The following is a 24,603-nucleotide window of genomic DNA, read 5'->3' as shown; positions in this document are numbered from 1 at the left end:
GAGCAACCGGTTCGTTGCTCGTTTATGCTACAACCTAGTGGAAGGTAACCGGAGGCAGAGCAGCTGTTACTTTGACTAGGCGGCGGAAAGGACTATCCTGGAAGCTCGCGGCAGTACAACTACCCATGGATGAAATGCAAACAGATACTACTACGGAAGAGTAGGAGTATCTAGCTCCACAGCAAAAAAGCCATTTCCTGTCGAGAAGTGGCTTTTTCGTTGAAGCAAACGCGGATGGTCATTGGGGTTGTTCGTTCAATCGCCTTTTCAACGCCTGTAGCCGCTGTTCTAGTGCTTTTACTTGGTCATCAGCCAAGTTGCTACCGACTTCTGTGTAACACCCTACACTGAGCATTAGGTAGCCCAGTGTAGGGTGTTACATCAACAGGAGAAAACTTCCAACCTTATCTGCCTGATAAGGCTGCCAACAGATTCTCTAGGTTGCGCAAAGATAGCTTCATGCCCGTGGTGAAGCCTTCGAGTATTCTTTCCATCCGTTCGAAGGATTCATTGTAGATCGAGATGCGCACGGTGGTGGTCCCGTTTTGCTCGCTAAATGTATGATCCCATGCCGAGCCGGGCAGTTCGGGATTTCCCTCCGGGTCGGCAAACGCATTGTAGAATTGGAAATTGGTCTTGGGCGTAATGGCCGTGTATTCCTGCAAGGCCCAGCGCTCCTCGCCGGCGGGGCTGATCATGGCATAGAAGCGTTTGCCCCCCACGCAGAAGTCCTGGTACTTGGTTTTGGCTCGCATCGGGTGCGGGGGCAACCATTGGTCCAAGAGGTCAGCTTGGGTAAACGCCTCCCAGACCAAGGAAAGGTCGGCGTCAAATTCGCGGGTGATGTGGACGGTTCGGGCGGCTTTATCCACCGTAAAATCAAAGGCTAAGGTGCTGCTCATTTTTCCTGTTGTTTGAGGGTGGATAATACTTGGTCCAATTGCGTGAAGCGCGTTTCCCACAGCGTGCGGTAGTGGCTGAGCCACTGGTCGATTTCTTTTAGTCTTTCCAGCTGCAGGGAATAGTAGATTTCCCGGCCGTGTTGCTCTTGTTTGACCAGCTCGCATTCCGTTAACACGCGCAGGTGTTTGGACACGGCTTGCCGGGTGGTATCGAAGTTTTCGGCCAGAGCGTTGGGGGTCATCGCCTGCAAGGCCAGCAAAGCGATGATCGCCCGCCGGGTTGGGTCGGCGATGGCTTGGAAAATATCTCGACGCATGGGATAGCAATGTTCTTATGAAACCAACTGGTTGCAAATATACGCGCAACCAGTTGGTTTCATAATTTCGCAATCATTTTCTTGCAGTTATCTATGCCTTCGTGTGCGGTGCCAATGCTGGGAGTGTCAAGCGGCCTAATAGGGAAAAGAACCCCGACAATAACTTCTAATAACTGGTATGGAAGTAGACAGCTGCTAGAGAGAACCAGCTTGTGTGCTATACGAAAGCAGCAAGCCCCTCCTATAAGGGGCTTGCTGCTTTCTAGGTTAGTTATAGGGTACCGAGTTGGTAGCTCACCTGGGCTTCCAGGGTACTGTTGCGGGGTTGCTGAGGGAATTCATACCCGGTTAGACCCCTTTGAGATTGCAATAGATTGGTTAAACCCGCCGCATAGCGCAGTTCGGCGCTCAGCCGCGAGCTCACTTGGTAGCCGAGGCCTACGACATAGCCTAGTTCCCAGCGGTGATAGTAGCCAGTACCCCGCTCGGTGCTAGTAGAAGAAGTGGGGTAAGCGGGATCATAAAAGGAGCCCGCCGTATTTCCTAGCAGCATTACCTGCGTTTCCGTGCGCCGCCATGTGCCGAGCAGGTAGCTGAGCTGCGGCCCCGTTAAGGCAAAGAACCTACGAACGTGCCAGCGCGTCAGCACCGGCAAGGCCACGTAGTGCGTGCGGTTGGTGCGGCGCAATCGATAAAGAATGCCGGGTGAGTCGTAGCCCAGGAACAGCTGTGTAGAAGTGGTGCGGGCACCCCGTTGCTCGTAGAGCAGTTCCGGTTGCAAGGCCAGGTGCTGTCCTAGCGGCAAGCGAACGAACAAGCCGGCTGCAGGCCCGAGGCGGAACCGTGGGTTTGGTACATCACTGCCAGCATAAGTACTAGCATTCAATCCGGCTTTCACCCCGAAGTTGACGTGTTGGGCGTGTAGGGTACTGGTGGCTAGCACACCCAAAAGAGAAAGCGTAAAGGGGCGAAGTATAAGGCCTAAGGATAAAATAGTGGCTACCAGCAAGAGACTGCTAGCGGATAAAAGGTTGCAACTTTTTTTTGCTGGTTACCCCCTCCCCTGTATAGCGGAGTTGAACGCTGGTTTTCGTAGCTTGACGGCCTACGGCTCCTCTCCCCACTTTATGAAAACACGACTACTTACCACCGGGTTGCTGGCGAGTACCCTGTGCTTGGCGGCGCATGCGCAGACGACTGCCCAGACCCTCGAACCACCTACTCGACCCCGTATCCAGGTGGATGACCAATCGGTTGTTACCGATACCAAAGGCGGACCCGTGCCTGCTATCGTCTGGCACCAGATGCTCGCCACGGGCGACTACACGCTTAAAGCGGCACCCGCCTTTTCAGCCGAACACCCCGTGTTCGTGGTTACGCCGCGTACCCCCGCCGAGCGGGAACAGTATCTGGCGCGGTTAGCTCCCCCGCACGAGAGTCCCTTCTTTACCACCGGGCAAGCCCTGACGCCGTTTAAGCTGCGCGACGTGAACGGTCACAAGTACGACAGCAAAGAACTGGCTGGCAAAATCGTAGTGCTGAACTTCTGGTTTATTCGCTGTGGTCCGTGTCGAATGGAGATACCGGAACTCAACAAGCTGGTCAAGCAATACGCCGGCCGGCCGGATGTGGTCTTCCTGGCTGTGGCCTTGGATGATCGGGCCGCTATTCAGGAGTTTGTGCAGCAGCGCCCCTATGACTATGCCTTGGTGCCGGAAGGGCGATATGTAGCCCAGAAGTACGGGGTTACCTCCTTTCCCACCAACGTGGTAGTGGACCGGCAAGGCAAGGTCATCTTTCACGCCCAGTACCATCCCAACATGTTGGCCTACCTGCAAAAAGCCATCGAAGAAGCCAAGTAAAAGAGGAGCAGACCCGCCCGTGACAACAGAAAGACAGCCGCAGCAGACTCGTGGGATACTTCGCGCCTGTTGCAGTTCTTACACGTTGTGCCTCCCCATAAAAACAGCGACATGGCAGAGCCCAGAACAGAACCGACCCCTTCCTCAGACGAGGCAACCCCAAAGGTGACCGGCGTTGGCGGCATCTTCTTCTTCGCGGACAATCCACTGGAGCTGACCACTTGGTATGCCCAGAACTTAGGCTTTGCCACGACGGAATGGGGCGCGAGTTTCGAGTCCAGCAACGCGAGCCGCCCAGAGGAGCGAACCCATCTGCAGTGGAGCCCTTTTAAAACCGGAGATGACTATTTTGCTCCGTCTACCAAGGGGTTCATGCTCAACTATCGCGTGCGGAACTTGGAAGGACTAATCCAGCAACTCCGCGAAAACGGCGTCACCATCCTCGATGACCTGGTTCGTTACGACTATGGATCGTTTGTCCATATCCTAGATCCCGAAGGCAACAAGATTGAACTTTGGGAACCGAATTAACCGCACAGACCGTACGGAATACTCGTCTTAGGCTGCTGACCAAGATCCACCTACCACGGCGTCAGGGTATTGGTTGAAGGAAAGCGTACACCCGGTTGAGTGCTCGTTGTTGCTGCTTTTAGACTTTCTGTTCTTCTTGAGCTTGTTGCTGGGTGGTTAGCAGTCCTGGCTGCTTCCCTCGCTTTGGGCTATGCCCCTGCTCCATGTTTTATTGCCCGGTGAAGTACTATCTATCTTCTTATCAATTCGGCAATCACCTAGCGCAACTTAGCTTGCTGCTGCCGGCAGCAGCCAAGATCGGGCACATCCACAATGCGCGCGACTTCACCAGGGCTAATGCTGAAAAAAAGGCTCGGGACCAGCGGGAAGAAATCGCGCAGTTACAGCAGCTCGGCTTTGCGGTGGAAACCCTGGACCTGCAAGACTATTTCCACCAAGAGGTGGCCTTACGCGACAAACTCAGCACGCTACAGGGCCTGTGGGTAAGTGGCGGCAATACCTTTGTCTTGCGGCAGGCAATGCGTTTGAGTGGGTTTGACCGAGTGGTGCACGAGCTAGCGCAGCGCGACGAGTTTCTGTACGCGGGTTACAGCGCCGGCATCTGCGTGTTATCTACGTCGCTGCAGTACCTGCACCTAGTAGATGACCCGGCTGACTTTCCTTACCCTGACAGCCAGCAAACAATCTGGGAAGGGCTGGGGCTACTCGACTACGCCTTGCTGCCGCACTACGACTCCGATCACCCGGAATCCGAAGCCATTGGCCGCACCGTGACCTACTGTATCGAGCAGAAGCTGTTGTTTAAAGCGCTCCGCGATGGCCAGGTGCTGTTGATGGCGTGACGGGTACAAATGGCTTGCCAGCGTCCCACTGCTGGTAGGGCAAATGGAGGTATACGGGCCCTAGTTGGAAAGCTGATCTTACCGTTACTTTTAGGTTTGCAGAGAGAACGCTGCTGTTTTCTTTGCCAGTAAGCTTAACTAATTGTCGGAGATCACAACAGCATCCTACCCTACCGAATGCACCCTCTCAAGTCGCTCTTCTTACTGCTGGTCGTTCTGGTCTTATTCAACAGTTGTCGCCTCCTGCCAGGGAATACTACTGGCGGAGCCAACACTTCTTCTTTTCAGGTTAAGCGAGACACCGTGACCTTGCTGGACCAAACCAGAAACAGGAAAGTGCCCGTTGCGCTGTATACCCCCCAGGCAGGCGGTACCCACCGACCTGTCGTGCTGGTAAGTCACGGCTACTCCTTCAATCGTCCGGGTAGCTATTTGCACTATGCTTACCTGGCTGAAACGCTTGCGTCAAAGGGATATTGGGTCGTGAGTATCCAGCATGAGTTGCCCACTGATAGCTTGCTCCCCACCACGGGTACTCCGCAAGTTGTGCGGCGGCCCTTCTGGGAGCGGGGAGCAGACAATATCGAGTTTGTGCTCCACTACCTCCAGCAGACAAGACCCGCCTTGGACTTCAACCAAGTCACCTTATTGGGACACTCCAACGGGGGCGACATGGTGGCGTTATTTCCGCAAAAGTACCCCCATCAAGTTGCCAAGATCATTACCCTCGATAACCGCCGCATGGCGCTGCCGAGAACGAAGAAGGACCCACAGGTCTACTCGCTGCGCTCCAGCGACCAAGTAGCCGATGCGGGCGTCTTGCCCACCCCCGAGGAGCAAAAGCGGCTGGGCATGACGATCATTGCCTTGCCGCGAACCATACACAATGACATGGATGACCACGCCACCGCGGCGCAACGCCAGGAGATCAACGAGCACCTGCTGCGCTTTTTGCAGAAGTAACAAACCCGACTGCCAAGCAGCGTTCTTCTGCTCTTACGTGATGACCTCGCCTGATTTAATCTATTTGCCTGAGAGTTGGCGGGCTGCGTCGCCGATTTTGGTTAGGGCGGCGATGGCACCCGTCGCGTCTACGGGGTACTCGGTGTGTATACCCCGAAGGTCGAGGACAAGCAGAGGGCAGGCGAACGAAACAAAGGCTGTCGATTAAGAGAATCCTAGATGCAGGAAATTATTATATATCAAAGTTGCGTATCAGGTCAATGTTCTGAGAGAAATATTGCTAACTGACTAATCATCAGCACAAAAATACAAGATATCAGTACATTGTGCAGGCTTGGCCTACCATAGCAATTATAAGAAATATCATATGGATTCGTCTACGATTGTTGAGGGTCTCTTGTACGCGATACCCGCGCTGGTTACTGCTTTATTAGGCTATGTCATCGTCGAGGCGGTTAAAGGCACAGTCTCGGGAACAGAGGCCCGAAAGCGGCAGAAGTGCCAGCGGTATGTAGCGATAGCCCAGCAGGCAGTAGACCGGGCAGAACTCATTCCCTTTCTGAAATGGCAATACAAACACCAGCCGTTTCTCGAACGAGCAGGCTTCACTTATCCTGTTGCCATCTACCCAGCTCCTGCTCAGCAGAAAACGAAACTAGCCTCTGTGTTAACCCTGCCCCTGAACAAAGAACCGTTACCGGAGAGCGAGTTTATTGTAAAAAATGCTACCCACTTAGATATCCTAAAGTACTTGGACATCTTTACGCTCCCTCCTACTGTTAATACGGACACGTACGTCATGCACCAGTTGCGAGCAGACCAGGGAGAGCTTCGCTTGGACGGTGGCGTAGGAAAATATTTCGACACGCACCTGACCAGTGAGTCGTTGGAATGGGAGCTTCGCAGCAAGAGTCATTTGCTGAAAGGGACAACCGAGCAGGACTTTCACAAGTTTTTTCAACGCCTTCCGCTTCGAAAAACGCTCCATGCCAAGGTTAGCAACCCCGTGTTGGACGGGACTGGTCGAAGTAATGCCCTGGGTATATCTACCCTAATTGCCTACAAAGACAAAAATCGAGATGCCTACCAACTACTCACCAGAAGACGCGCCAAAAAAGGCGTTCCCCTTCGGTCCGGGCTGCTGCATGTTGTTCCAGGCTTCATGTTTCAACCGACGACGACTATTCTAGGCATCGAATATGAATACGACATCCGCTATAATGTCTTACGTGAGTACTTAGAGGAACTGTTTAGTGTGGAAGAAAATCTATCGAACGATCATCCTGACATTATCTATTCAGATTGTCGTTTACAGTATCTGCTCCAACTGTTTGAACAAGGGAAAGCCGCGCTATATTTTACCGGAGTTGCGGTAAACTTATTAAACCTACGTCCTGAAATTTGCACACTTTTGGTTATCTCCTCGCCAGAATGGTACGAGAAGTGCACCCATGATCCAGCGCATTATTGGAAATTCAACAAAGAATTTCAGCGCATAAATGATGACGTTCGTCCGAAAGAATATATTGGAGCGTTCTCGCTCTCGACGGATGAAGCCATGATCGAAACAGCCTCCCTTTACCCGAACCGGACGGTACCCGTGGGTGCGGCTGCCTTTTGGTTGGGAGTGGATACATTGCGTGAGTTACAACAAAAACCTTCTAGCACGCTGTTGCATCAAACTTAGTCAAAGACGGCAGTAACGGCAAAGAACTCGTGCCTAGGAGCTACCTACTAGGATGTGGTACTAATTGGATCTTGACGACCGTCTGCAGGGCACCGAATACCTTACGGAATAAATAAGGACAGTGGATTAGATAGCTACTTGATAAAAACTAACCTCGCATTATGTAAAAAGCCCCTGTGTTAGAGGGGCTTTTTCACAAGGGATTCCTATTTTGATAGGAGCCCGGCTACTGAGTAAAAGTTACTGGTTATCTTTGGTTACTTTTGAGGCGATGGCTATTAATTGTATCTACTGCTGCACCTAAGGGAAGCGTTGCTTCTTTAATAGGTGGTACAGGCTGCGTAGTAATAATGGCGTGCGCGGTTTGAATTGTTACGATGGTAATACCGGCTTTTTTCTGCGTCAATCGATAAGTAACACCTGTAAGAATCAATACCCACACCAGCAAAAAGGCAAATGGAACGTTGTTCCACGGTGCTTTACCTTCTACTATCCATGTAGTTGGAGCATTTACTTCCGCGCCAGTTCGCCCTGGCCCCGTGTACATGGGTAGACGCTGCTTCCACCAGTTACGCAGCCTATTATGCGCCTCATCTGCGTGCCTGATGGTTTTGAGAGTTGAGTAAGCGACTATTCCTCCTAGTAGGCAAAGAACGATTGCTAAATAACTACTCATCACGTCTCCCTCTTTCCACATGAGAGCCAAGGCTGCGAAAAGCAACCCTTGCAGGGTGGCGAACCAAGTAAAGCGATTGTTTATGAGGGTATCCTCGTGCCGCGATATGATTCTAATAACCTCAGCCCAATACTCTTGTTTCTCAGCTGACAGCGATTCATTAAGCTTTTCTACTTCCGGCGGCTCTACGCTATTTCCATTGGGGGTAAGTTGATTAGGCATAGGTGTGTTACAGCTGGGTATGTAAACCGACTGCGAGTAACCGATGCCATACTCTGTGCCTTTCCGAATGAATCATGGCCTAATAGGCTTAGAATCACTAGAATAAGGGTTCGGTACTCCTCTGAGAAGCTAAATGAAACTCGAATTTTCATTCTGATAAGCCCCTGATTACTAAGATGAAAATGCTAATAGGTGTTCTGCCTTATTTACCCCACAGTAATATAGACTAGGCTTATGTCAGAGGAATAGATGAGGATAAGCCCGTAGCGTTTGTTGTTTGGGTAATACTTAGCTTAACATGATTTCACAAAATGAAGAAAGCCCCTCCTGATAAGAGGGGCTTTTTAGTATAGAATGCTTGATACTAAGCAGCAACCATTGCTTTGCAGCTATCGATATTGAGGAGCTGTTGCTAGCAGCTGATCCACGTGCTTGTAGAGGTTAGCGGCATCGTCGGGGCTCTTCTACGGGTAATACCGGCTTCTTGCGTCGGAATCGTGGTTTGTGCTAGATTGTTACTAAATCATAGTCACCGACGACATTTTCGGTATAGATGAACAGCAGCTCGCGATTAAGTCGGCGCGTTGCGTAAACCGATCACTGTCTGCGCACAAAGGGTGACAGGAGAAAGGTGTCTTGGGCAGGATTATAAGACAGCGCGGTCGTAAGTGACTTGCTCTGCCAATGATGAAGTGGACTCGCCCGATCCTGCTGGGATGACTATATCCGCAGTGAGTAAGGTGGGATCTGCAGCGGTCAAGCTAGAAACCACCGGTATCAGTAACGTTGTTACGCCAGTAGGCGTGATGCGAATCATCTGTCCGTTCCGTCGGGGTAGGGTAAAGTGAGGAACGGTAGGAGCAGTGGATGGCCCGGGGATTTCTGCTGGAAACATACCGTCTTTTCGTAGCTGCTCTTGGTAAGTGCGTAGGTGGTCCTGTAAGAAGCGAATGGCCACTTCTTCGCCTAACAAGATGCCATCTTCCCCATCGGAGCGGTAATGCACCCCGCCGAAGTTCCGGCCCAAGGCAACATTGGAGGCGAGTTTATCGAGCTCCCCTGCAATGGTCAATGGATTCCCATCCGAAGCAAGAAAGGGAGGGTAATTTGTAGTTTGCTGTAATAAGGGCAGCTTGCTATTGAAAATGGCTTTCAATACGGTCACGCAAGCCCCACTCACGGTCGCGTGACCGGAGGGCCAGGCTGGGTGAGCTGGTGATCCTTCAGGGAATAGCTGGGGCAAGAGGTAGGTCTCCGCGGCTGGTACATTTCCTCCCCGGCGTTTATTCTCGCTCTTGACCTTATTTAGCAACGCGGAGACTGCCGCATTATGGGCTGTCCTATCAAGCAAACGAGCATCTAAGGCGCCGTGGGTAGCTTCTGTACCTCCATTCCGCCGCTGGTGCACGAGTGCTCCCATAGGCTCAGGCCGCGCCCGGCGGGCCACCAACCACTTTTGCGTCCATGCTGCCCGAATAGCTTCTAAAGCGACTGCCCCTAGAAGCCCGGCAGCATTAGGGATGCCTAGGGTAGGGCCATCTCCTTCGTTCTTTGCGTGATATGCCGTTGGACTTGCAGGCGTGGAGTACGGAGAAGACGGGTTACGGGCGTACGCTCCTGCCGTTAAGATATCGAGGGCCCACGCGAACTCTTCGTAGAGGGTATCCAAGTGTACGAGCGTGCCTAAGTGCCGTCCGTTAGTGACTACGACTGTAGGTTTCGTGAAATCACCTGTTTTGTAGGGATCTGGGATCAGTCCATTTTGGATGCCTACGTAGTGGTTCCAAGTGAGGCCAAACTCGCGGTCTTTGTTTGGATTTGGAACAGTCAGGTTTTCGGCAAAATCATTAAAGAAGATCTCCGCGTGAATGAGGCTTGCTACGTGCGGAGCACAACCTGAAGGGAATAAGGGCGGACGCTTCAGAAGCAAGAACTTGGAGAGATACCCGCCACGTAAGTCGCCCGGGCTGTTCCCGCGAAACAACGTCCCAGCGTTAACTTTATTGATAAGTCCTTGCTTGGGACCCTTGAAATCCGCTCCAAACGCATTAAGGGCATCAAGTGCTAGCTGAACTAAGGGTTGGTGTACGGGCTTGGTATATTCGTCAAAGGGCACATCGCGCAGCACGGCCATCGCGTACAGCTCTACTATCTCTGCCGCGGTAGAAGCGGAGTGCAGGCTTAAGGCTGCGAGCATCTGCGCCTTGGTCCCGTATTGGCTGATCGCAGCAACATCATAAGACACAATATCCCCGCCTGTTGTACTGAAGGCTTTGGAGGTCCGGGGGTTGATCAACACACGCTGACCCGATCCCCCGTTGGCGAGTTGAATAAGATTCATCTCGTCATGGTCAAAATCGTCACTGCTTGCGGTGGTCGCTCCTAGTCCTGCTAGTAAATGGTTATAACTAGCAATACCACTAGGCGTCAGCTGCCCCGTTGTGGCATCATGTTCCAAAAGTTTGTGAAAAGAAGCGGCATACGCAGGAAATGCTGCGGAACCCTGCTCATCGGGAGTAGTGCCCCAAGGGACCTCATACGCGGGACGGTTGATGGTTTGATGATCGGTGGCGGAATCACGCGCTTGTTTAGCGCGTTCTGCACGAGTAGCCATGAGAATATCTAATAGAGGTAGACGAATAGTTCACCCTGCGCTTAACAGGTAGCGCAGAAGGCGAACCTAGGTATGTTACACCATAAACGACTCAGTACCAGCACTGAATTGTAGTGCCGATAGCTCGTAAAAGGCTCAGCTTGAGTGTTGGGCTTTGCTGATCTTTCCTCATGACCTCACCCAAGACGTTAGCTGAGTACATCTTGCGAGTAGAGACCCGTGTTGAATTATAGGATGTATACCAGACTGTAAGTGAGCGTAGATTAAAACAGAAAAGCCACTTCCTATTTGGAGGTGGCTTTTCTGTTTACAACCGAATCTTAAATCTGTCAAAGGATTCCTATACGCCAAGCTGATAGCTGGTAGGGCTTATCTATGTGTGTAAAAGTCAAGCGAGAGGAAGACGCTACATGGGGGATCGTAAGGAAGGGTTCCCGTCGGGAACGTATTCGAGCAGGTCGCCGGGCTGGCAGTCCAGTACTTTGCAAATGGCCTCCAGCGTACTGAAGCGGACGGCTTTGGCTTTGCCGCTTTTCAGAACCGATAAGTTGGCGAGGGTAATGTCAACGGCGGCGGCCAACGCGCTGAGCGACATCTTGCGCCGGGCGAGCATCACGTCCAGGTTTACGACAATAGGCATGGTCAGATGGTGAGTTCGGCTTCGCGGGCCATTTGCACGCCCCGCTGGTAAATGGCAGCAATAACGAGCAGCACCAGCCCAAATTTCCAACTGCCAAAACCGCCTAGGCTTGGGTCTAAGATAATATAGGGAGTAACCGTACCGGTGCCATCGCCGAGCGGGAAAGCCGGCACTAAGATGCGCAACGCGTTGAGGGCTAAATACTCGTATACGTCGATGCCAATCATAAGGAGGGCCAGTCCTCGAATGCGTCGGGCATTGAGTTCAGTGAAGGGGGTGTCGAGACGTAGATCACGTAGCATGTGAAAGAGCATCCGCCCTGTTAGCATAGAAAAGAGGGCCAGGGCCAGCGAGGAGCGACTCAGCGACGAATTATTAACGCCCAGCAGGTTCAAGACCAAGCGCTTGGCGACGTTAGGTTCGCGGTAGATCAATCGTTGCTGGTTGCTTTTGGCCACAAAGTAGTGTAAGCCCGGCCGGTGGCTGGCGAGTAGCAAATCGGCCTGCCCCCCACCAAGCTGCCCATGGGCGGCCGCTGTTCGTTGCAGGGTGACAAAGGCTAGGTCGTGGGGTGTGTTTAGATCGTACAACGAGAAGGCCAACATGAATACAACGCCCACTGCGGAGAGCACATACTGCAACCCTGCCAGCAAGCGCAGTACACGAAAAAGTAAGGGCAGGTAGCATACGCAGCTAGTAACAGACGGGGAACGAACAGAAGCTGCTCCGTAACGCACAAATAACACGCCGAAACACTAGCGTAACCCCTTCTTTTCATCGTCCTTTTTACCCCCTTCTCTTTTCCTCCATGCACAGCACCGTCGTCGCCTTTGAGTTAGCTCCACAAGACGCCACTCTTTTGCCCCAAGTACGCCTGCACCTGCTGAGTCCCCCCTACCAATACACCTGCGGGGTGGGCAATCCGCGCACCGGCATTGGCTTGCCCTTCCCCAGCAATGTCCTCGGTCCTTACTCCGAGGCGACTACTCCCCAACAGATGGTGGCCGACGTGCAGGCCGTCTGCGCGCAGCTAGGCGTGCAGCTGCACCGCTGCGTGACCTTCACCTACGAGATGCTCGACTCGGTAGGGCTAGAAATGCGCCGCTGAGCCCCACCAAACCGCGCCTTTAGCCACGCATGCGACAGGCCGTCCGCTACTCAGGCAAACTGCTCGGCATCGAACTGGGCGGCGTCAAACGCCCGCTCAAAGCCCGGGACGGGTAGCTCGCTTTCGGGTCCGGCATGCAGGGCGGTCACGGCAATTTCGCCGGTTGCCAGGTCTTCTTCGGCTTGCAGTAGGCGGCCATTCACCCCAAACACGGTGGTGAGCGGCCGGCGCAAGGACACGTCTTGCCACGGGCCACACGTCGTGGCAGGCTCCAGTTGCACGGTGGGGCGCACCGAGTCAAACTGCACGGTTCCACCTAGCGTCAAGGTCCCTTGCCGTAACACGCGGCCGCGCCGGTGGTAGTGTTTAAACAGGTTGGAGGCCGCCAGCGCCTGGTTGCCGTTCTCCACCTCCTGCGTCAGCTGCCCCGCGGTGAGCGGCGCCGCCACCAGCACGGCCAGGCAGTCGTCGGGGAAACGATCACCCTGGAGCACCAGGGTGCGGATATCCCCCGTCAGGCGGTTCACACTGCGGCTGCTCTCGTTCTCCCCTTCCTGCTGGTTCACGCACGCGCCGGCATAGGTGACCACGCCTTCCTGAAAGGCATACGTGGCGCCCTCGCTCGCGGCTTGCTGCACCTGCAAACGCTCCACGCGGGGCATCTTAGCCTTGGTGTAGCGGTACTGTAGATACCCCCCTTCGCGTAGATCCAAGGGCGCGAGCTCATTCGCCTCCAACCAGGAGCGATGCTCGAAGCGCAGCTTGCCCGTGGCCGGATCAATAAACCAGCCCACATCCCAGCTGCTCGCCACATCCGTGAAGAGCTCCTCGGCGGAAAGGCGCAGGCGGGTGGCCGGCTCCGAAGCTCCCGGACGCTTGATGTCGGAGCCGGCTGCTAGGTACAGCCGATTCAGCTCGTTGAGCCGGCCGCCTTGCCCCGTGGCGGCGTTCTGGTCCGCCGTAAAGAAGTGCGACAGGTTCGCCGCGTCGTCGGGCGCCAGGCTGGGCGCCGTCTGTTTGAGCACGTAGTTTAGCCCTTCCAGCAAGGGAAAGCACCGCGTGAAGCGAAAGGCACCGTAGCGCCACCACAAGGACTTGAAGTTCTTGTCGTCGTAGTGCCGGCGCAGGTTCAGGCACGTGCCGGTCTGCTCCTCATTGTTGGCCCCGTACGGAGCCGGACCCGTTACCTGAAGATAGCCCGGCCCCGGGCTAGGCGCCCCGCAGGCGGTGAGGATCAACTCCTTGCCGTACTTGCCGTTCCAGTCGGTATAAGTGCCAATCTGGTAGGGCTTGAAACCAGCCAGCTGAATGGTCTTGACATAATCCGCCGTTTGGGTGGTATCGTCCGTCGGGACCCAGTCCTCATCCAACTGGAAGTCCTGATCCGACAAGTCCGGGGGCTCGGCCTGGTTCGTCTCCGGGTTGAGCACGTACGCCACGCCGCGGCGCGCGAGCCGGTAGAGCAGTACGTCGCGGTTACGGGTGCCTTTCTGCAGCAGGCTGCCACTGATCCAACTCGTGTTGCGTAGAAAAACCTGCCACCCATTGCCACTGTAGTCTCCCTCCTGGGCCGAGTCGATCCGTATAAATTCGAAGCGGTCCCGGCTGCCCAGGTTCAGCGTATCAATCGTCGTGGTCAGGGTTGTGCGCGGCACGGGACAATCCAGTAGGTTGACCTTTCTCTGCCAGTTGTTGTAGAGCAGGTGGTAACCATCCTCGGGTTGCACGGTGACCTGCAACTCGCACCGGGGAACATCGAAGGTGCAATCCGACAAGGAGAACGTGGTGCGGATCCGTTCCTGCCAGACGCCAGCGTGGCGCTTTTCCACGACGAAGCCGAGGGGCGCACACCGCTCCCGGCTGCGTTCCACGGCGTAGAGCAGGCGAAAATCGGCCTCGGCAAAGGTAATCGGCCCACTGAGCAGGTCCCGCGTGTGAAAAGCCCCTTCGCGGTCTTCGACGGTGCGGGTGATTTTGCTTAGCCCGTAAGGGTGACAAGGGATGCGCCGGCCGAGCACGAGCAGGAAGAAACGGTAGGGTAATGCCATACCCAAAACTGGCCCGGCCAGAGGCGGGAGGAAAACGGAGCATATCGTAATTCCAGCCCTCATCCCATTTGTCCCGTCCCAAAAGTGGGACGCGGGACAAATGGGATGAGGGCGCGGCGGGCAGCGGTGCTACCTAGTCCGGCGTTCCGAGGGCAGGGCACTCTTCGACGAGTTCTCCGTCCACGTAGATCGTCAGCCCGTAGCCGCGCTGGGGCAGCCGACTGGTGGCCAGCATCACCATGCGGGCGTCGTTGGGCCCCGCGGTGTGGAACGTTTGGGTGTCTTCCTGTCCATCACTGCGCACAAAGCGCACGGTGTAGGGCTGCAAAGGAGGCAAGGGAGCGTGATTCATGGCTGATCTGTTCATACAGCGAACTTAACGCCCCGCACCACGGCGCAAAAACGCCTGCAAACGGTCCGGAAACCGGCTCGCTAGCAGATACTCTAGCACGTCCGTGAAATGCCCCCGGATCTGGTAGGTAACGCCCTTCTCGGGGTCGGGAAACGTCTCCTTGAGCTTCTCGCCGATGCCTTTCTGGGTGAGCTCAATGTCCTGAATGAGTTCGGTGCAGCCTTCGTCAATCCAGAGCTCAATGCTGGGGTCCTCCCCCGCCCACAACGCGTTGATCCAGTCCCGCCGGCCCAGCACCGAGGGGTTGTGCTTGAGCCAAGCGTTGGAAGCCCCGCTGCTGACGGGCAAGAGTTCGGCTTCCACGTCTTTCATGGCCGACTCCTGCGGGGAGCCGGGCTTGCGGTTGCGCATACTCGCGTCCCCGGTATAGACCACGCTGGAGTTGGGGTAGTGGGCTTCGCGGTCCAGGACAAACTGCCGGGCCGTGGCCCGTAGCCCGCCAGCCGCCCCGCGGATAGCGTATTCTTTGAAGACGCGCACACGGGTGCCCGCTGGAATCCGCTCCAGCTGCGCGCAGATCATGGCGCTGTAGGGATCGGCGTTGGCGTCCCAGCTTTGAAAAATAGTCAGCCCCTCCAAGTACGGGACTTTGCGCACGTGGTTCGCACGGACAAACTGGTAGTACCATTCATTACCCGTCTGTTTGTTCGTCCAGAGTCCTTGGTACCAGACGCGGTACTTGTAGGCGTTGTAGGGTTTGCCCGTAGCGGGATTAAGGTCCCCGTAGGACTTGTAGAGGGCGACTCGTTCTTTCGGGGCCCAGGGGTTATCGCGAATCGTGGAGTGCACCACGGTGTAGGGCAGCTTCACCACTTCGCCGTCGACCTCCGTATCCAGGGTGCCGGAGAAGGTGGTGTCCTCGGCGTGCCCCGTGGACTGGAAGAACTTCTTCCACAGCCAGAACTCTTTGTAGTCTCCTTTGTGGTCGGGGTTGAAGGTAAAGATCTCCTGAATGACGGCTCCCGGCTTCGACGTACGCAAGGTGGTACTCACCACATCCACTTCGTCTTCACTGTCCTCATTTGCTTCCTCGTACCAGGCGTGCGTGGGGTCTTTCGTGGACTTGATCTTCTTCGGGTTATCGAGCCCCCGTGCTACGAACAGGTTCTTGTTGAGCAAGCACCGGATCACGAGCGGTGAGGTGCCAAAAAAGAAGAACTGATCGAGCCCCTCTCGTTCAGCGACGGCCTTGATGGTGGCCCACTGGCTATCCGCAATCGTGTCAGCGATCTTCCGAATAAGGATGCACTTGAAGTACGGTAGAGCTAGACAAGCCACTAAGAGCTTGAGCGCCACAAAGTCACTTTTGGTACTATCCCGTCCGCCCCACAGCAGCAAGCGTCGGTCGTGGTTGGCAAGGAAGGGGTAGAACCGGGGGCTAACGCACCCGGGTTGGATATTAATGGCGACGCTCATTCGTCCTGCGCTTGCGTGGTCGTCTGACCTGGGAAGGGCTTGCCGCCTAGGGTAATGACCACGTCGGCCCGTTTCTGCTCGTTGTGTTTCTCGTAGCGGCCGTTGAGCTTGAGAATGTCTCTGGCAGCCCCATCCGCCCCGTACATCTCGACCGATACGCCCTCCTTGCCCTGCTTGAAGGACTTGATGCGTCCCTCGTTCTTGGCCCGGGCAATGGCAACCAGGTCGAGTTCCGCGACTTCGTGGATGATGGGCTTGCTCGCCACCAATAGTACTGCGTCGGGGCCGTGCCGCATGAGAGTTAACTCGTATTCCAGGAGTTGTTCTTTGGCTGCCTGCAGGCGTTTGCCCATGGGCGTAAGACCAAACTCCCCACTAAGGGCAATCCCTTCCCGCTGCGCAAAGGCTTCCATGAACGTGATCTCCTCCCGTTGTTTATCAGCGAGAACACTCACGTACATTTCCACTTGCTCATACCCTTGCACGGGCCGTACCACGAGGAAGTCATTCAAGCGGGTAGCGGCCATGTCGCTCAGGTGGCGCGTGGCTTCGTCAGCGGACATGGTCAGGGACCGGTGCCGTTCGTCCACGAGCGCCATCAGCGCCGGAATCTGCTTGTTGAGCCATCCGGAGTCACCTGCTGACTCCGGGGCGTAGCCGGCACGACGAGCGGCGGCAGTAGCATTGAAGTCTTTGGGGTATTCTTCCGCCCAGCGGAGTTGCTTCTCGCTGAATTTATCGGATTTTGTAGGATTGGGAGTGGGCATAGTCGGATACGGCGGGAGATGGGTTAGCGGCGCTTGCGTTGGAGGCGTTTGCGCTCCTGGGCGCGCTTTACCCGTCGGTGGTGATCTACCGTGGCGGCGGGTGGCGTTGCTGACGGGGGTACGTTTTCGCCTGCTGGTGCGCGTGCTGGCAACAGAACCAAAGGAGTTGCTGGTGAAGCAAGGATTTGGGCGGAACACCGGCTACACGGCCCCGCGTCGGGAGCAGGTGCTAAAGCAGTCGTCGGCAACGCAGGCGTTTTCTTGGCTTTGGCTCGCGAGCGCCTACTCAAGGTGCCTAGCCCCGTCAGCGAGTAGAGCTTACGGTCGCTGAGGGAAGCAAGCGGACGGTCCAGCGTATGCAGCCGGGGGCGGAAGGTGAACCACACCAGGCGGATGGCGCCGATCAAATCCTGCTCGGTTAGTAAGAAGTCTACTTGCTCCAGTTCCGCGCGCGGCAGTCGGCGGATGACCTCGGGAACGTCATGCTGGACTCTTTCTTCCGCTTGCCAGTATTGCTGGCAGCGTTCCCGTTGCGTGCCGTTGAAGTAAGTGGGGAAGCTTGTTTCCAGCACGTAGTCCAGGGCCTCGGGAGCCGGTAGGCCATATAGGTCCTGCAGCCCGTCAAAGAGGAAGCTATGGTAGCGCTTTTGCACGCGTTGTTCTAAAGTATAGTCTGCGGGGCGGCTCTGCGCCTGTACCCGTATAAAGGAAAGAGCCGGATACCGCCGGTTGCTTGCCGTTTCGCTCATAGTAGCGAAGGTCGAAGCGGCAACAAGGGCCCCGAAACGGGGTAGAAGTACTCCCCGGTCAGCAAGCTGGTAACCTTACCCGTGAGAGGCAAGGACGCCTCACCCAGCTGGGGTTGAAAGGGTAAGTGTTGGGTAGTAAACCATCAACTAATTTTATCAACCACTGGAGTGACTTCACAGACGCCTTCAGCAGTACTTAGCCCCTATTCCCCACCACGAAAGGAGGCATCGTCGATAAGGGCGTTGCCTCCTTTCTATTTAACCCGGGAGCTAAAAGGACGCTTGGATCGACTAGGCCTGAAGAGCTAGTGATTCTGACCGGAGTTACTCAGATCTCCTACTCGACAGACGAGGCGGACGCGAAGACTGGTTACACCGGCTAGCACTCATTGGGGTCGCCTCTACCGCAGGCGTCTTTGCCGCGGCGTGGCCAGTCGCTGTTTGCTCAACGTAGCCGCGATGGAATGCGCCGCTTCCCGCTGCACATGTTGCCTCCCTAAAATCGGTCGTTCACAGTGGTTCTACTGCCGTTGACATACCATTCGCGCTACCAGAGCAAAAAAACTACTCCTTTTATAATTAAAGCAGATGGAGTGAAACTAACACTTGTTTTAGCACAAATATACATTAATATAATAATATTTACTTGTGCGCAAGCTCGTCTGTAGTATCCAGGGGCCCCTCCCACGGGGGCCGCTACTCGTCTTTTCCTTCTCTTACCACCTTCTTTTTACGTGCGTATGCAACACTTTTTCTCTTTTGCTTCGGCGCGGCGCTGGTACTTGGCTTTGGGGCTGCTGGTCACGGCCGGCGCGGCCCAGGCCCAAACGGCCCCTACCTTTGCGCCCGTAGCGCTCTACAACATGGGCGGCAATCCCATTGGCCCCCAACTGGTCGACATCAACGGCGATGGTTTCAGGGACTTGCTGACTGCTAATTTCAACAACTCCACTCTCGGCGTGCGGCTGGGTACAGGCACGGGCACGCTGGGCGCGCTGACCACCTTTCCGTGCGGCGGGCAGCCGTTGAGGCTGGCCGTGGGCGACGTAAACAGCGACGGCAAGCTCGACGCCGTTCTGGCCAACTATGCCAACAGCCGGGTGAGCGTGCTACTCGGCAATGGCACCGGGGGCTTTGGCACCGCGACCCAATTCGCGACGGGCTCCATTCCCTTTGACGTAGCGTTGAGCGACCTGAACGGCGACGGCAAGCTCGATGCCGTCACGGCCGACTTTGGCAGCAGCAGGGTGGGCGTGCTGCTGGGCACGGGCACCGGCACTTTTGGCGCAGTGGTCGAATACGCGGCCGGGGGCGCGGCAAACGCGGTGGCGGTGGGTGATGTTAGCGGCGACGGTGAGTTGGACGTAGTGGTGTCTAACAACAACGGCAGCGTGGGCGTGCTGCTGGGCACGGGCACCGGCAGCCTGGGCACCGTCACAGCCTACTCCCTGGGCACGGGTAGCTCCCGGGGCGTGGCCCTGGGCGACTTGAACCGCGACGGCCGGCCCGACATTGTGGCTGCCGGCTACTCCACGGCGCCGGTAGCCGTACTGCTGAATACCGGCGCGGGCGCCTTTGGCGCGGCTAGCCGGTATGCCGGCGGCACGGGCGACGTCATTGGCGTGGCCTTGGGCGACGTGAACGGCGACGGGTTTCTCGATGCGGCAGTGGCGCGCAATGGCCGCAACGCCGTGGAGGTATTGCCGGGCACTGGCACCGGCACCCTGGGCACGGCGGCCTCGTTTACCACCGACACCTCTACTCCTCAAGACGTGGCCATCGGCGATTTGAACAGCGACGGCAAGCTCGACTTGGTGGCGGGCGAGGGCAGCAGCGCCGGCACGTTTACCACCGCCAAAGTATTTCTGAACACGACGGTATTCGCTGCCCCCACGCTCACCAGCATCAGTCCCAGCAGCGGGCCGGTGGGTACGAGTGTCACTCTCACCGGCACCAACCTGAGCAGCGCCACGGCGGTGCGCTTCTTCAATGGGGTGGCCGCCACGTTTAGCGTGGTCAATGCCGCGACCCTTACAGCTACCGTGCCCACCGGGGCAACCACGGGCCCCGTAACCGTAACTACAGGTGGCGGCACGAGCAACGGGGTGGTCTTTACGGTGGTGACGCCCCCCGCCAACGACGACTGCGCCAACGCCCCGCTGCTTACGGTGGCCGCTACCTGCACACCCACGGCGGGCACCACGGTAGGGGCCACGCAGTCGCTGGCCCCGATCAACTGCGGTAATTTTACGGGCGCAGCCGACGACGACGTGTGGTATAAGTTCGTGGCGTCAGCGGCCAGCCAAACAGTAACGGTTGTGGCTAGTAACTCCTTTGACGCCGTGGTGGACGTGCGCGCGGGCAGCTGCGCCAGCTCGACCAACATCGGCTGCGCCGACGCTACGGTCGCAGGCGGCACCGAAGTCGTGCGCTTGAGCAATCTGACGCCCGGCAGCACCTACTATGTGCGAGTGTATTCCTATGACAGCGCGGCGGGCACTTTCACGATCTGCGTGACGGAGCCTACCACGGCCGCCCCCACCGTGACGGCCCCAGCCAACAACAGTATCACCAACGGTCTTCCCACCTTCTCGGGCACGGCCCTAACTGGCAGCACGGTTACGCTCTACTTAGCGATGGGCAATGGCGCGCCCCAGGCCATTGGCACAACCACGGCCACAGGCGGCAGCTTCAGCTTCACGTCCCCGACCGCCCTGAGCAGCGGCCCCTACTCGGTCTACGCCACGGCGCAGCGCAGTGGTCAGAGCGTGAGCCAGAACAGCAATCCGGTCTCCTTCACGGTGGATGCTACGGCCCCGACGGCCGTGGTGAGCACCACAGCGGGCAGCCCTACCAGCGTGTCGCCTATTCCCTTCGCGGTAACTTTCTCCGAGGCGGTGATGGGCTTCGCTGCCAGTGATCTCGCCGTCACGAACGGTACGGTAACCGGAGGCACCGTGAGTGGCAGTGGCCCCTACTCCTTCAGCGTGACGCCAACGGGCACCGGTACGGTCACGGTGAGCGTGCTGGCGGGGGTCGTGCAGGACGCGGTGGGCAACCCCAATACCGCGTCCAATTCGCTCAGCCTGCAGTACACTGTGCCCAATCAGGCCCCCATGATAGCTAATCAGGCCTTCTCGGTACCGGCCAGCTCTCCGGTGGGCACGGTCGTCGGCACGGTGGTGGCCACGGACCCCGACGCCGGGCAGACGCTGAGCTACCAGATCACGGCGGGTAACCTCAATGGAGCCTTCACCTTCGTGGGCAATCAGCTACGCGTGGCCAACGCGGCCGCACTCACCAGCACGGGCACCTACGCCTTGACCGTACAAGTACAGGACAACGGCAGCCCGAGCCTGAGCAGCTCGGCCACGGTCACCGTCACCGTGACGCCGGTCACCCAGGTGCTGTATCGCCTCAACGCCGGCGGGCCAGCGCTGAACACGAGCTTCGGCCCGTTTGCGGCGGATCAATACTTCTCTTCGAGCCGCCTGGGGGCAACGAGTAACCCGATTGCCGGCACCACGGATGACGCCTTGTACCAAACCGAGCGCTTCGAAGGGGCGTTTGGCTACAGCCTGCGCGTGCCCAACGGCACCTACCAGGTGGTGCTGCACTTTGCCGAGCTCTACTGGACGCAGCCCGGTCAGCGCGTGTTCGATGTGCGCGCTGAAAACCAACTGGTACTGGACAACTACGATATCCTGCGCAAAGTAGCGCCCTTTACCGCCACCACCGAGACCTTCTCCGTGCTCGTGACCGATGGCGTGCTGAACCTGGACCTATCCGCCCTCGCTAGCGACGGGGGGCGGGATGCGGCCAAGCTCTCGGCCCTGGAAGTACTCACCAGCAGCAGCGGCCCGAACCAGGCCCCCGTGATCGCCAACCAAAGCTTCTCGGTGGCCGAGGGCAGCGTGGCGGGCACGCTGGTCGGCACGGTGGTGGCCTCCGATCCCGATGCCGGGCAGACACTGAGCTACGCCCTCGTGGCGGGCAACACGGATGGCGCGTTTGCCTTCGTAGGCAACCAGCTGCAAGTGGCTAATGCCGCGGCGGTGCGTACGGCCGCCTCGCCCTTCACCTTGACCGTGCGCGTCACCGATGATGGCAACCCGGCTCTAAGCGCCACAGCCACTGTGACGGTGACCGTCACCCCCGGCATGCAGGTGTTCTACCGCCTCAACGCCGGGGGGCCTGCGGTCAACACAATGCGTGGTCAGTTCGCGGCCGATCAGTTCTTCAGCCCCAGCCGCACGGGGGCTAACTCCGGGCCGATTGCCGGCACCACCGATGATGCACTGTATCAGACCGAGCGCTTCGAAGGAGCGTTTGGCTATAGCCTGCGCGTGCCCAACGGTACCTACCAGGTCGTGCTGCACTTTGCCGAAACGTACTGGACCCAGCGCGGTCAACGGGTGTTCGACGTGCGGGCCGAGAATCAGCTCGTGCTCGACAACTATGACATCTTGAAGAAAGTAGCGCCGTTTACGGCCACCATGGAGACCTTCGCCGTGGTCGTGAGCGACGGCGTACTGAATCTGGACTTGTCGGCCCTGGCCCAGGACGGAGGGCGCGACGCCGCCAAGCTTTCCGCCTTGGAGGTTCTGGCCCCCGCCGCGGCGCTGACCCGCACGGCGTTGGCTAATCAAGCGGTGCTTTCTACCGCCAGCACCGGCAAGCTCACCGCGCGCCTCGAAGCCCTGCCCAACCCCTTCGCCGAGCGGGTACAGGTTAGCTTCCAGCTGCCGCAGGCCGAAGCATATACGCTGAGTGTGTATGACCTGGCGGGTCGGCAGTTACAGCAGCAAACGGGCGCGGCCGTGCCCGCCGGCGCGCAACAGCAAGTGACGCTCGCGCTGGGTACTTACCCAGTAGGCGTGTATCTGGTGCGGCTGACCACCGACTCCGGCTCCCAGCAGGTACGCGTCGCCAAGCAGTAAGCGCGGCGTAGTGTACGCTTTGACACCCGGCCCGGTGAAGGACTCCTCGTCCTTTGCCGGGCCGTAGTGCGTTAGGACGAGGCTCGACTAGGTAAAACAATACTAGGGCTGCATGCCACATTGCTGTAACAAGAGCACCAGCCCACACAGTAAGGCAATTCCAACGACGCGGTACCAGAAACTCTCGCCAGAACAACGGTCTTCTGGATTATTATAACGTCCCATGCTCTTTTTTTGGCAAGGAGTGTACCAGTGATGATGCTCACGCTCACCAAAGTAGACCTCATGATCCTGATCCTGAGAGCAAGATTACCTCGCTGTCGCAACTACACGTCTATGTCTGAGTTGTCCTTGCACGTTGAAGCCATTCAGGTGAAGGACATAAGCTAACGCTATAATTGTACAGAACTAAACCGGTGGACAGCTACGCCTATGTCACACGTTGGGGCTTCGACCACCTCCCTTATCTTGTTGCGAACACTAGGTAGTTGCCATGGTCTTGATAGTTCTCCTGCTCGCCTTCTATTTTGTGCTGAGTTTTTCCGCAGTCTTCTTCGTGCTGAACCTGGTCAACCTGCTGCATTACCATTGGAGACCCTCACCCCGACGGGACCTCGTCAACGCGCTGAAAGGAGCCCTATTCGCGGGAAGCTTTGCGGTCGTGTATGCGGCCGTCGTATTTTCCACGAGCAGTTCTTGAACATTAGACAACCAGCGCTTGCCTCTATACGCTGGAAAATCTAGGCGCCGTAAGCTCCCTAAAAAACAGGGGCTTGACTTACTATTCGCCGCAACTGTTGCGCTTGCTACATTATTCAAGGCACAACTAAAATAGGGAAAGCCTTGGCAGTACAGGCGTTGTTTTGCTACACGATCGGATCAGCGCATACTAGTCTTTCCTGAATTGCTTAACATGTAGCGGATTTTCAATTAGCTCTATCCTTCAATCTATCTCCTCAACACATGACTATCTTCGGTATACTCGTCGCGCTAAGCGGGTTTATTCTACGCTACTTTATGAATCGCAGAGCTTTTAATCGAAGGAATGCAGCTGGGATAGAAGAGTTTAGGTCCTTTGAACAAGCAACAGGATCCAAACTACTAGAGAGCATTGGTCGCCTAGTGGGCCTCGTCTTGATCATAGGTGGCTTTGGACTCACCTTACTCAGCTATATGACCCGTCATTAGGGTAAGCCACCGTATTCTGGCACTAAAAAAAGAAAGCCTCGCCGTTTTCGGCGAGGCTTTCTTTTTTTAGTGCCAGCTTTTCTCACGTCTCAGGGATCCCGGCGGCGGGGTACTATCTACTATGCTACAAGAAGCAATCATAAGCGGCTTATAGGCAATTATATTAGGAAATATATATACATTTACCTACTCAGAACCTGCGTACGCTATTATTCCTATTAGCCACAAAAGGCCCGGCTACTCGTTGGGCTTTTTTAGGGGCGGTTCTCGGGTTGAAAAAGGGCATCAAACAAAGCCCGCAGCTGCTCCTGCAACGACCGAGGAAGCGTAGCATAGGGGTAAAACCGGTACGTAGCGCCCTGCTTAGACAGCACGTAGTAGTGGCTGATATCGGGTTCCGTGCCTTCTTCGGTTGGCAGTTCGCGCTCGAAGAAGTGGCGATACGCCTCGTGTTGTTGCAGCTGGTGTGCGGCTTCGGTAAAACGGGCACACAGTTTCTGTTCGGGGCTCAGGTGATCGGTCAAAGTAAGCACGTTGGATGAGGGGGATCCAAAAACTACTTCAACGAAAAAGTAGTAAGCACAATGCTTGCACGCGCAAGCCTAGCTGGACGCGTGCAAACACCAGTTTTGGGTATCATACCCGTGCGAACCAGGTGCTATCCGTTTCGCTTCTGCAGGTAGACTAGTACTGTCAATAGGAGACCTACAGTTGGGTCA

General features: G+C 56.4%; 20 protein-coding genes. 7 read left to right on the top strand and 13 right to left on the bottom strand.

What is annotated here, in order from left to right:
* Positions 1–404: 404 nt before the first annotated feature.
* From BXP70_RS26745 to BXP70_RS26735, 3 genes are all read right to left on the bottom strand, one after another.
* The gene (locus BXP70_RS26745) at positions 405–902 is read right to left on the bottom strand and encodes an SRPBCC family protein (RefSeq protein WP_086597195.1); all 498 of its coding nucleotides are present in this window, start codon (positions 900–902) and stop codon (positions 405–407) included.
* Positions 899–1,219, bottom strand: a complete 321-nt coding sequence (locus BXP70_RS26740) for an ArsR/SmtB family transcription factor (protein ID WP_086597194.1) — start codon at positions 1,217–1,219, stop codon at positions 899–901. Before BXP70_RS26740 ends, BXP70_RS26745 begins: the two co-directional genes overlap by 4 nt.
* Before the next feature lie 271 nt (positions 1,220–1,490).
* The gene (locus BXP70_RS26735; RefSeq protein ID WP_262490776.1) at positions 1,491–2,168 is read right to left on the bottom strand and encodes a porin family protein; all 678 of its coding nucleotides are present in this window, start codon (positions 2,166–2,168) and stop codon (positions 1,491–1,493) included.
* 178 nt (positions 2,169–2,346) lie between these two features.
* Between BXP70_RS26735 and BXP70_RS26730 the strand changes: the two genes are divergently transcribed.
* The 5 genes from BXP70_RS26730 to BXP70_RS26710 all read left to right on the top strand — a co-directional run bounded on the left by BXP70_RS26730 (position 2,347) and on the right by BXP70_RS26710 (position 7,104).
* Positions 2,347–3,081, top strand: a complete 735-nt coding sequence (locus tag BXP70_RS26730) for a TlpA family protein disulfide reductase (RefSeq protein WP_086597192.1) — start codon at positions 2,347–2,349, stop codon at positions 3,079–3,081.
* An 87-nt stretch (positions 3,082–3,168) separates the two neighbouring features.
* Positions 3,169–3,612, top strand: a complete 444-nt coding sequence (locus BXP70_RS26725) for a VOC family protein (RefSeq protein WP_317044491.1) — start codon at positions 3,169–3,171, stop codon at positions 3,610–3,612.
* Positions 3,613–3,830: 218 nt separating this feature from the next.
* Entirely contained in the window at positions 3,831–4,454 is a 624-nt protein-coding gene (locus tag BXP70_RS26720) for a Type 1 glutamine amidotransferase-like domain-containing protein (RefSeq protein WP_179197863.1), read from the top strand.
* A gap of 177 nt (positions 4,455–4,631) precedes the next feature.
* Positions 4,632–5,417 carry an alpha/beta hydrolase family protein gene (locus tag BXP70_RS26715; RefSeq protein WP_086597189.1) on the top strand — a complete coding sequence of 262 codons (786 nt, stop codon included), beginning with the start codon at positions 4,632–4,634 and terminating at the stop codon, positions 5,415–5,417.
* Between the two features lie 367 nt (positions 5,418–5,784).
* Positions 5,785–7,104 (top strand): hypothetical protein, encoded by a 1,320-nt coding sequence (locus BXP70_RS26710; protein WP_086597188.1) that lies wholly within the window; start codon positions 5,785–5,787, stop codon positions 7,102–7,104.
* Between the two features lie 247 nt (positions 7,105–7,351).
* On the opposite strand, the gene BXP70_RS26705 is transcribed toward BXP70_RS26710, so the two are convergent.
* From BXP70_RS26705 to BXP70_RS26690, 4 genes are all read right to left on the bottom strand, one after another.
* Positions 7,352–8,002 (bottom strand): hypothetical protein, encoded by a 651-nt coding sequence (locus BXP70_RS26705; RefSeq protein WP_086597187.1) that lies wholly within the window; start codon positions 8,000–8,002, stop codon positions 7,352–7,354.
* Positions 8,003–8,648: 646 nt separating this feature from the next.
* Positions 8,649–10,616 carry a vanadium-dependent haloperoxidase gene (locus BXP70_RS26700; RefSeq protein WP_086597186.1) on the bottom strand — a complete coding sequence of 656 codons (1,968 nt, stop codon included), beginning with the start codon at positions 10,614–10,616 and terminating at the stop codon, positions 8,649–8,651.
* 406 nt (positions 10,617–11,022) lie between these two features.
* Positions 11,023–11,256, bottom strand: coding sequence for a helix-turn-helix domain-containing protein (locus BXP70_RS26695; protein ID WP_086597185.1), 234 nt, complete (start codon positions 11,254–11,256; stop codon positions 11,023–11,025).
* A 2-nt stretch (positions 11,257–11,258) separates the two neighbouring features.
* Complete coding sequence (locus BXP70_RS26690; protein ID WP_086597184.1) at positions 11,259–11,909, bottom strand: DUF2975 domain-containing protein; 651 nt, start codon at positions 11,907–11,909, stop codon at positions 11,259–11,261.
* 155 nt (positions 11,910–12,064) lie between these two features.
* Between BXP70_RS26690 and BXP70_RS26685 the strand changes: the two genes are divergently transcribed.
* The gene (locus BXP70_RS26685; protein WP_086597183.1) at positions 12,065–12,364 is read left to right on the top strand and encodes a hypothetical protein; all 300 of its coding nucleotides are present in this window, start codon (positions 12,065–12,067) and stop codon (positions 12,362–12,364) included.
* Between the two features lie 50 nt (positions 12,365–12,414).
* Here the strand turns inward: BXP70_RS26685 and BXP70_RS26680 are convergent, their stop codons facing one another.
* The 5 genes from BXP70_RS26680 to BXP70_RS26660 all read right to left on the bottom strand — a co-directional run bounded on the left by BXP70_RS26680 (position 12,415) and on the right by BXP70_RS26660 (position 17,756).
* Positions 12,415–14,412: a hypothetical protein gene (locus BXP70_RS26680; RefSeq protein WP_086597182.1), complete on the bottom strand. Its 1,998-nt coding sequence runs from the start codon at positions 14,410–14,412 to the stop codon at positions 12,415–12,417.
* 133 nt (positions 14,413–14,545) lie between these two features.
* Positions 14,546–14,764 (bottom strand): hypothetical protein, encoded by a 219-nt coding sequence (locus BXP70_RS26675; RefSeq protein WP_086597181.1) that lies wholly within the window; start codon positions 14,762–14,764, stop codon positions 14,546–14,548.
* Positions 14,765–14,788: 24 nt separating this feature from the next.
* Positions 14,789–16,240 carry a phage terminase large subunit gene (locus BXP70_RS26670; RefSeq protein ID WP_086597180.1) on the bottom strand — a complete coding sequence of 484 codons (1,452 nt, stop codon included), beginning with the start codon at positions 16,238–16,240 and terminating at the stop codon, positions 14,789–14,791.
* Positions 16,237–17,007: a terminase small subunit gene (locus tag BXP70_RS26665; RefSeq protein ID WP_086597179.1), complete on the bottom strand. Its 771-nt coding sequence runs from the start codon at positions 17,005–17,007 to the stop codon at positions 16,237–16,239. Before BXP70_RS26665 ends, BXP70_RS26670 begins: the two co-directional genes overlap by 4 nt.
* 23 nt (positions 17,008–17,030) lie before the next feature.
* Entirely contained in the window at positions 17,031–17,756 is a 726-nt protein-coding gene (locus tag BXP70_RS26660) for a hypothetical protein (protein WP_086597178.1), read from the bottom strand.
* Positions 17,757–18,496: 740 nt separating this feature from the next.
* Here BXP70_RS26660 and BXP70_RS26655 point away from each other — a divergent pair.
* On the top strand, positions 18,497–22,696 hold the full coding sequence (locus BXP70_RS26655) for a malectin domain-containing carbohydrate-binding protein (protein ID WP_086597177.1): 4,200 nt from the start codon (positions 18,497–18,499) through the stop codon (positions 22,694–22,696).
* A 1,442-nt stretch (positions 22,697–24,138) separates the two neighbouring features.
* Here the strand turns inward: BXP70_RS26655 and BXP70_RS26640 are convergent.
* Complete coding sequence (locus tag BXP70_RS26640; RefSeq protein WP_086597174.1) at positions 24,139–24,408, bottom strand: hypothetical protein; 270 nt, start codon at positions 24,406–24,408, stop codon at positions 24,139–24,141.
* Between the last annotated feature and the right edge of the window lie 195 nt (positions 24,409–24,603).

Origin of the sequence: Hymenobacter crusticola (assembly GCF_002154225.1) — a bacterium.
Lineage (GTDB): Bacteria > Bacteroidota > Bacteroidia > Cytophagales > Hymenobacteraceae > Hymenobacter > Hymenobacter crusticola.
Note: the sequence above shows the minus strand (reverse complement) of the source record. Positions and strands in the feature narration are given on the sequence as shown.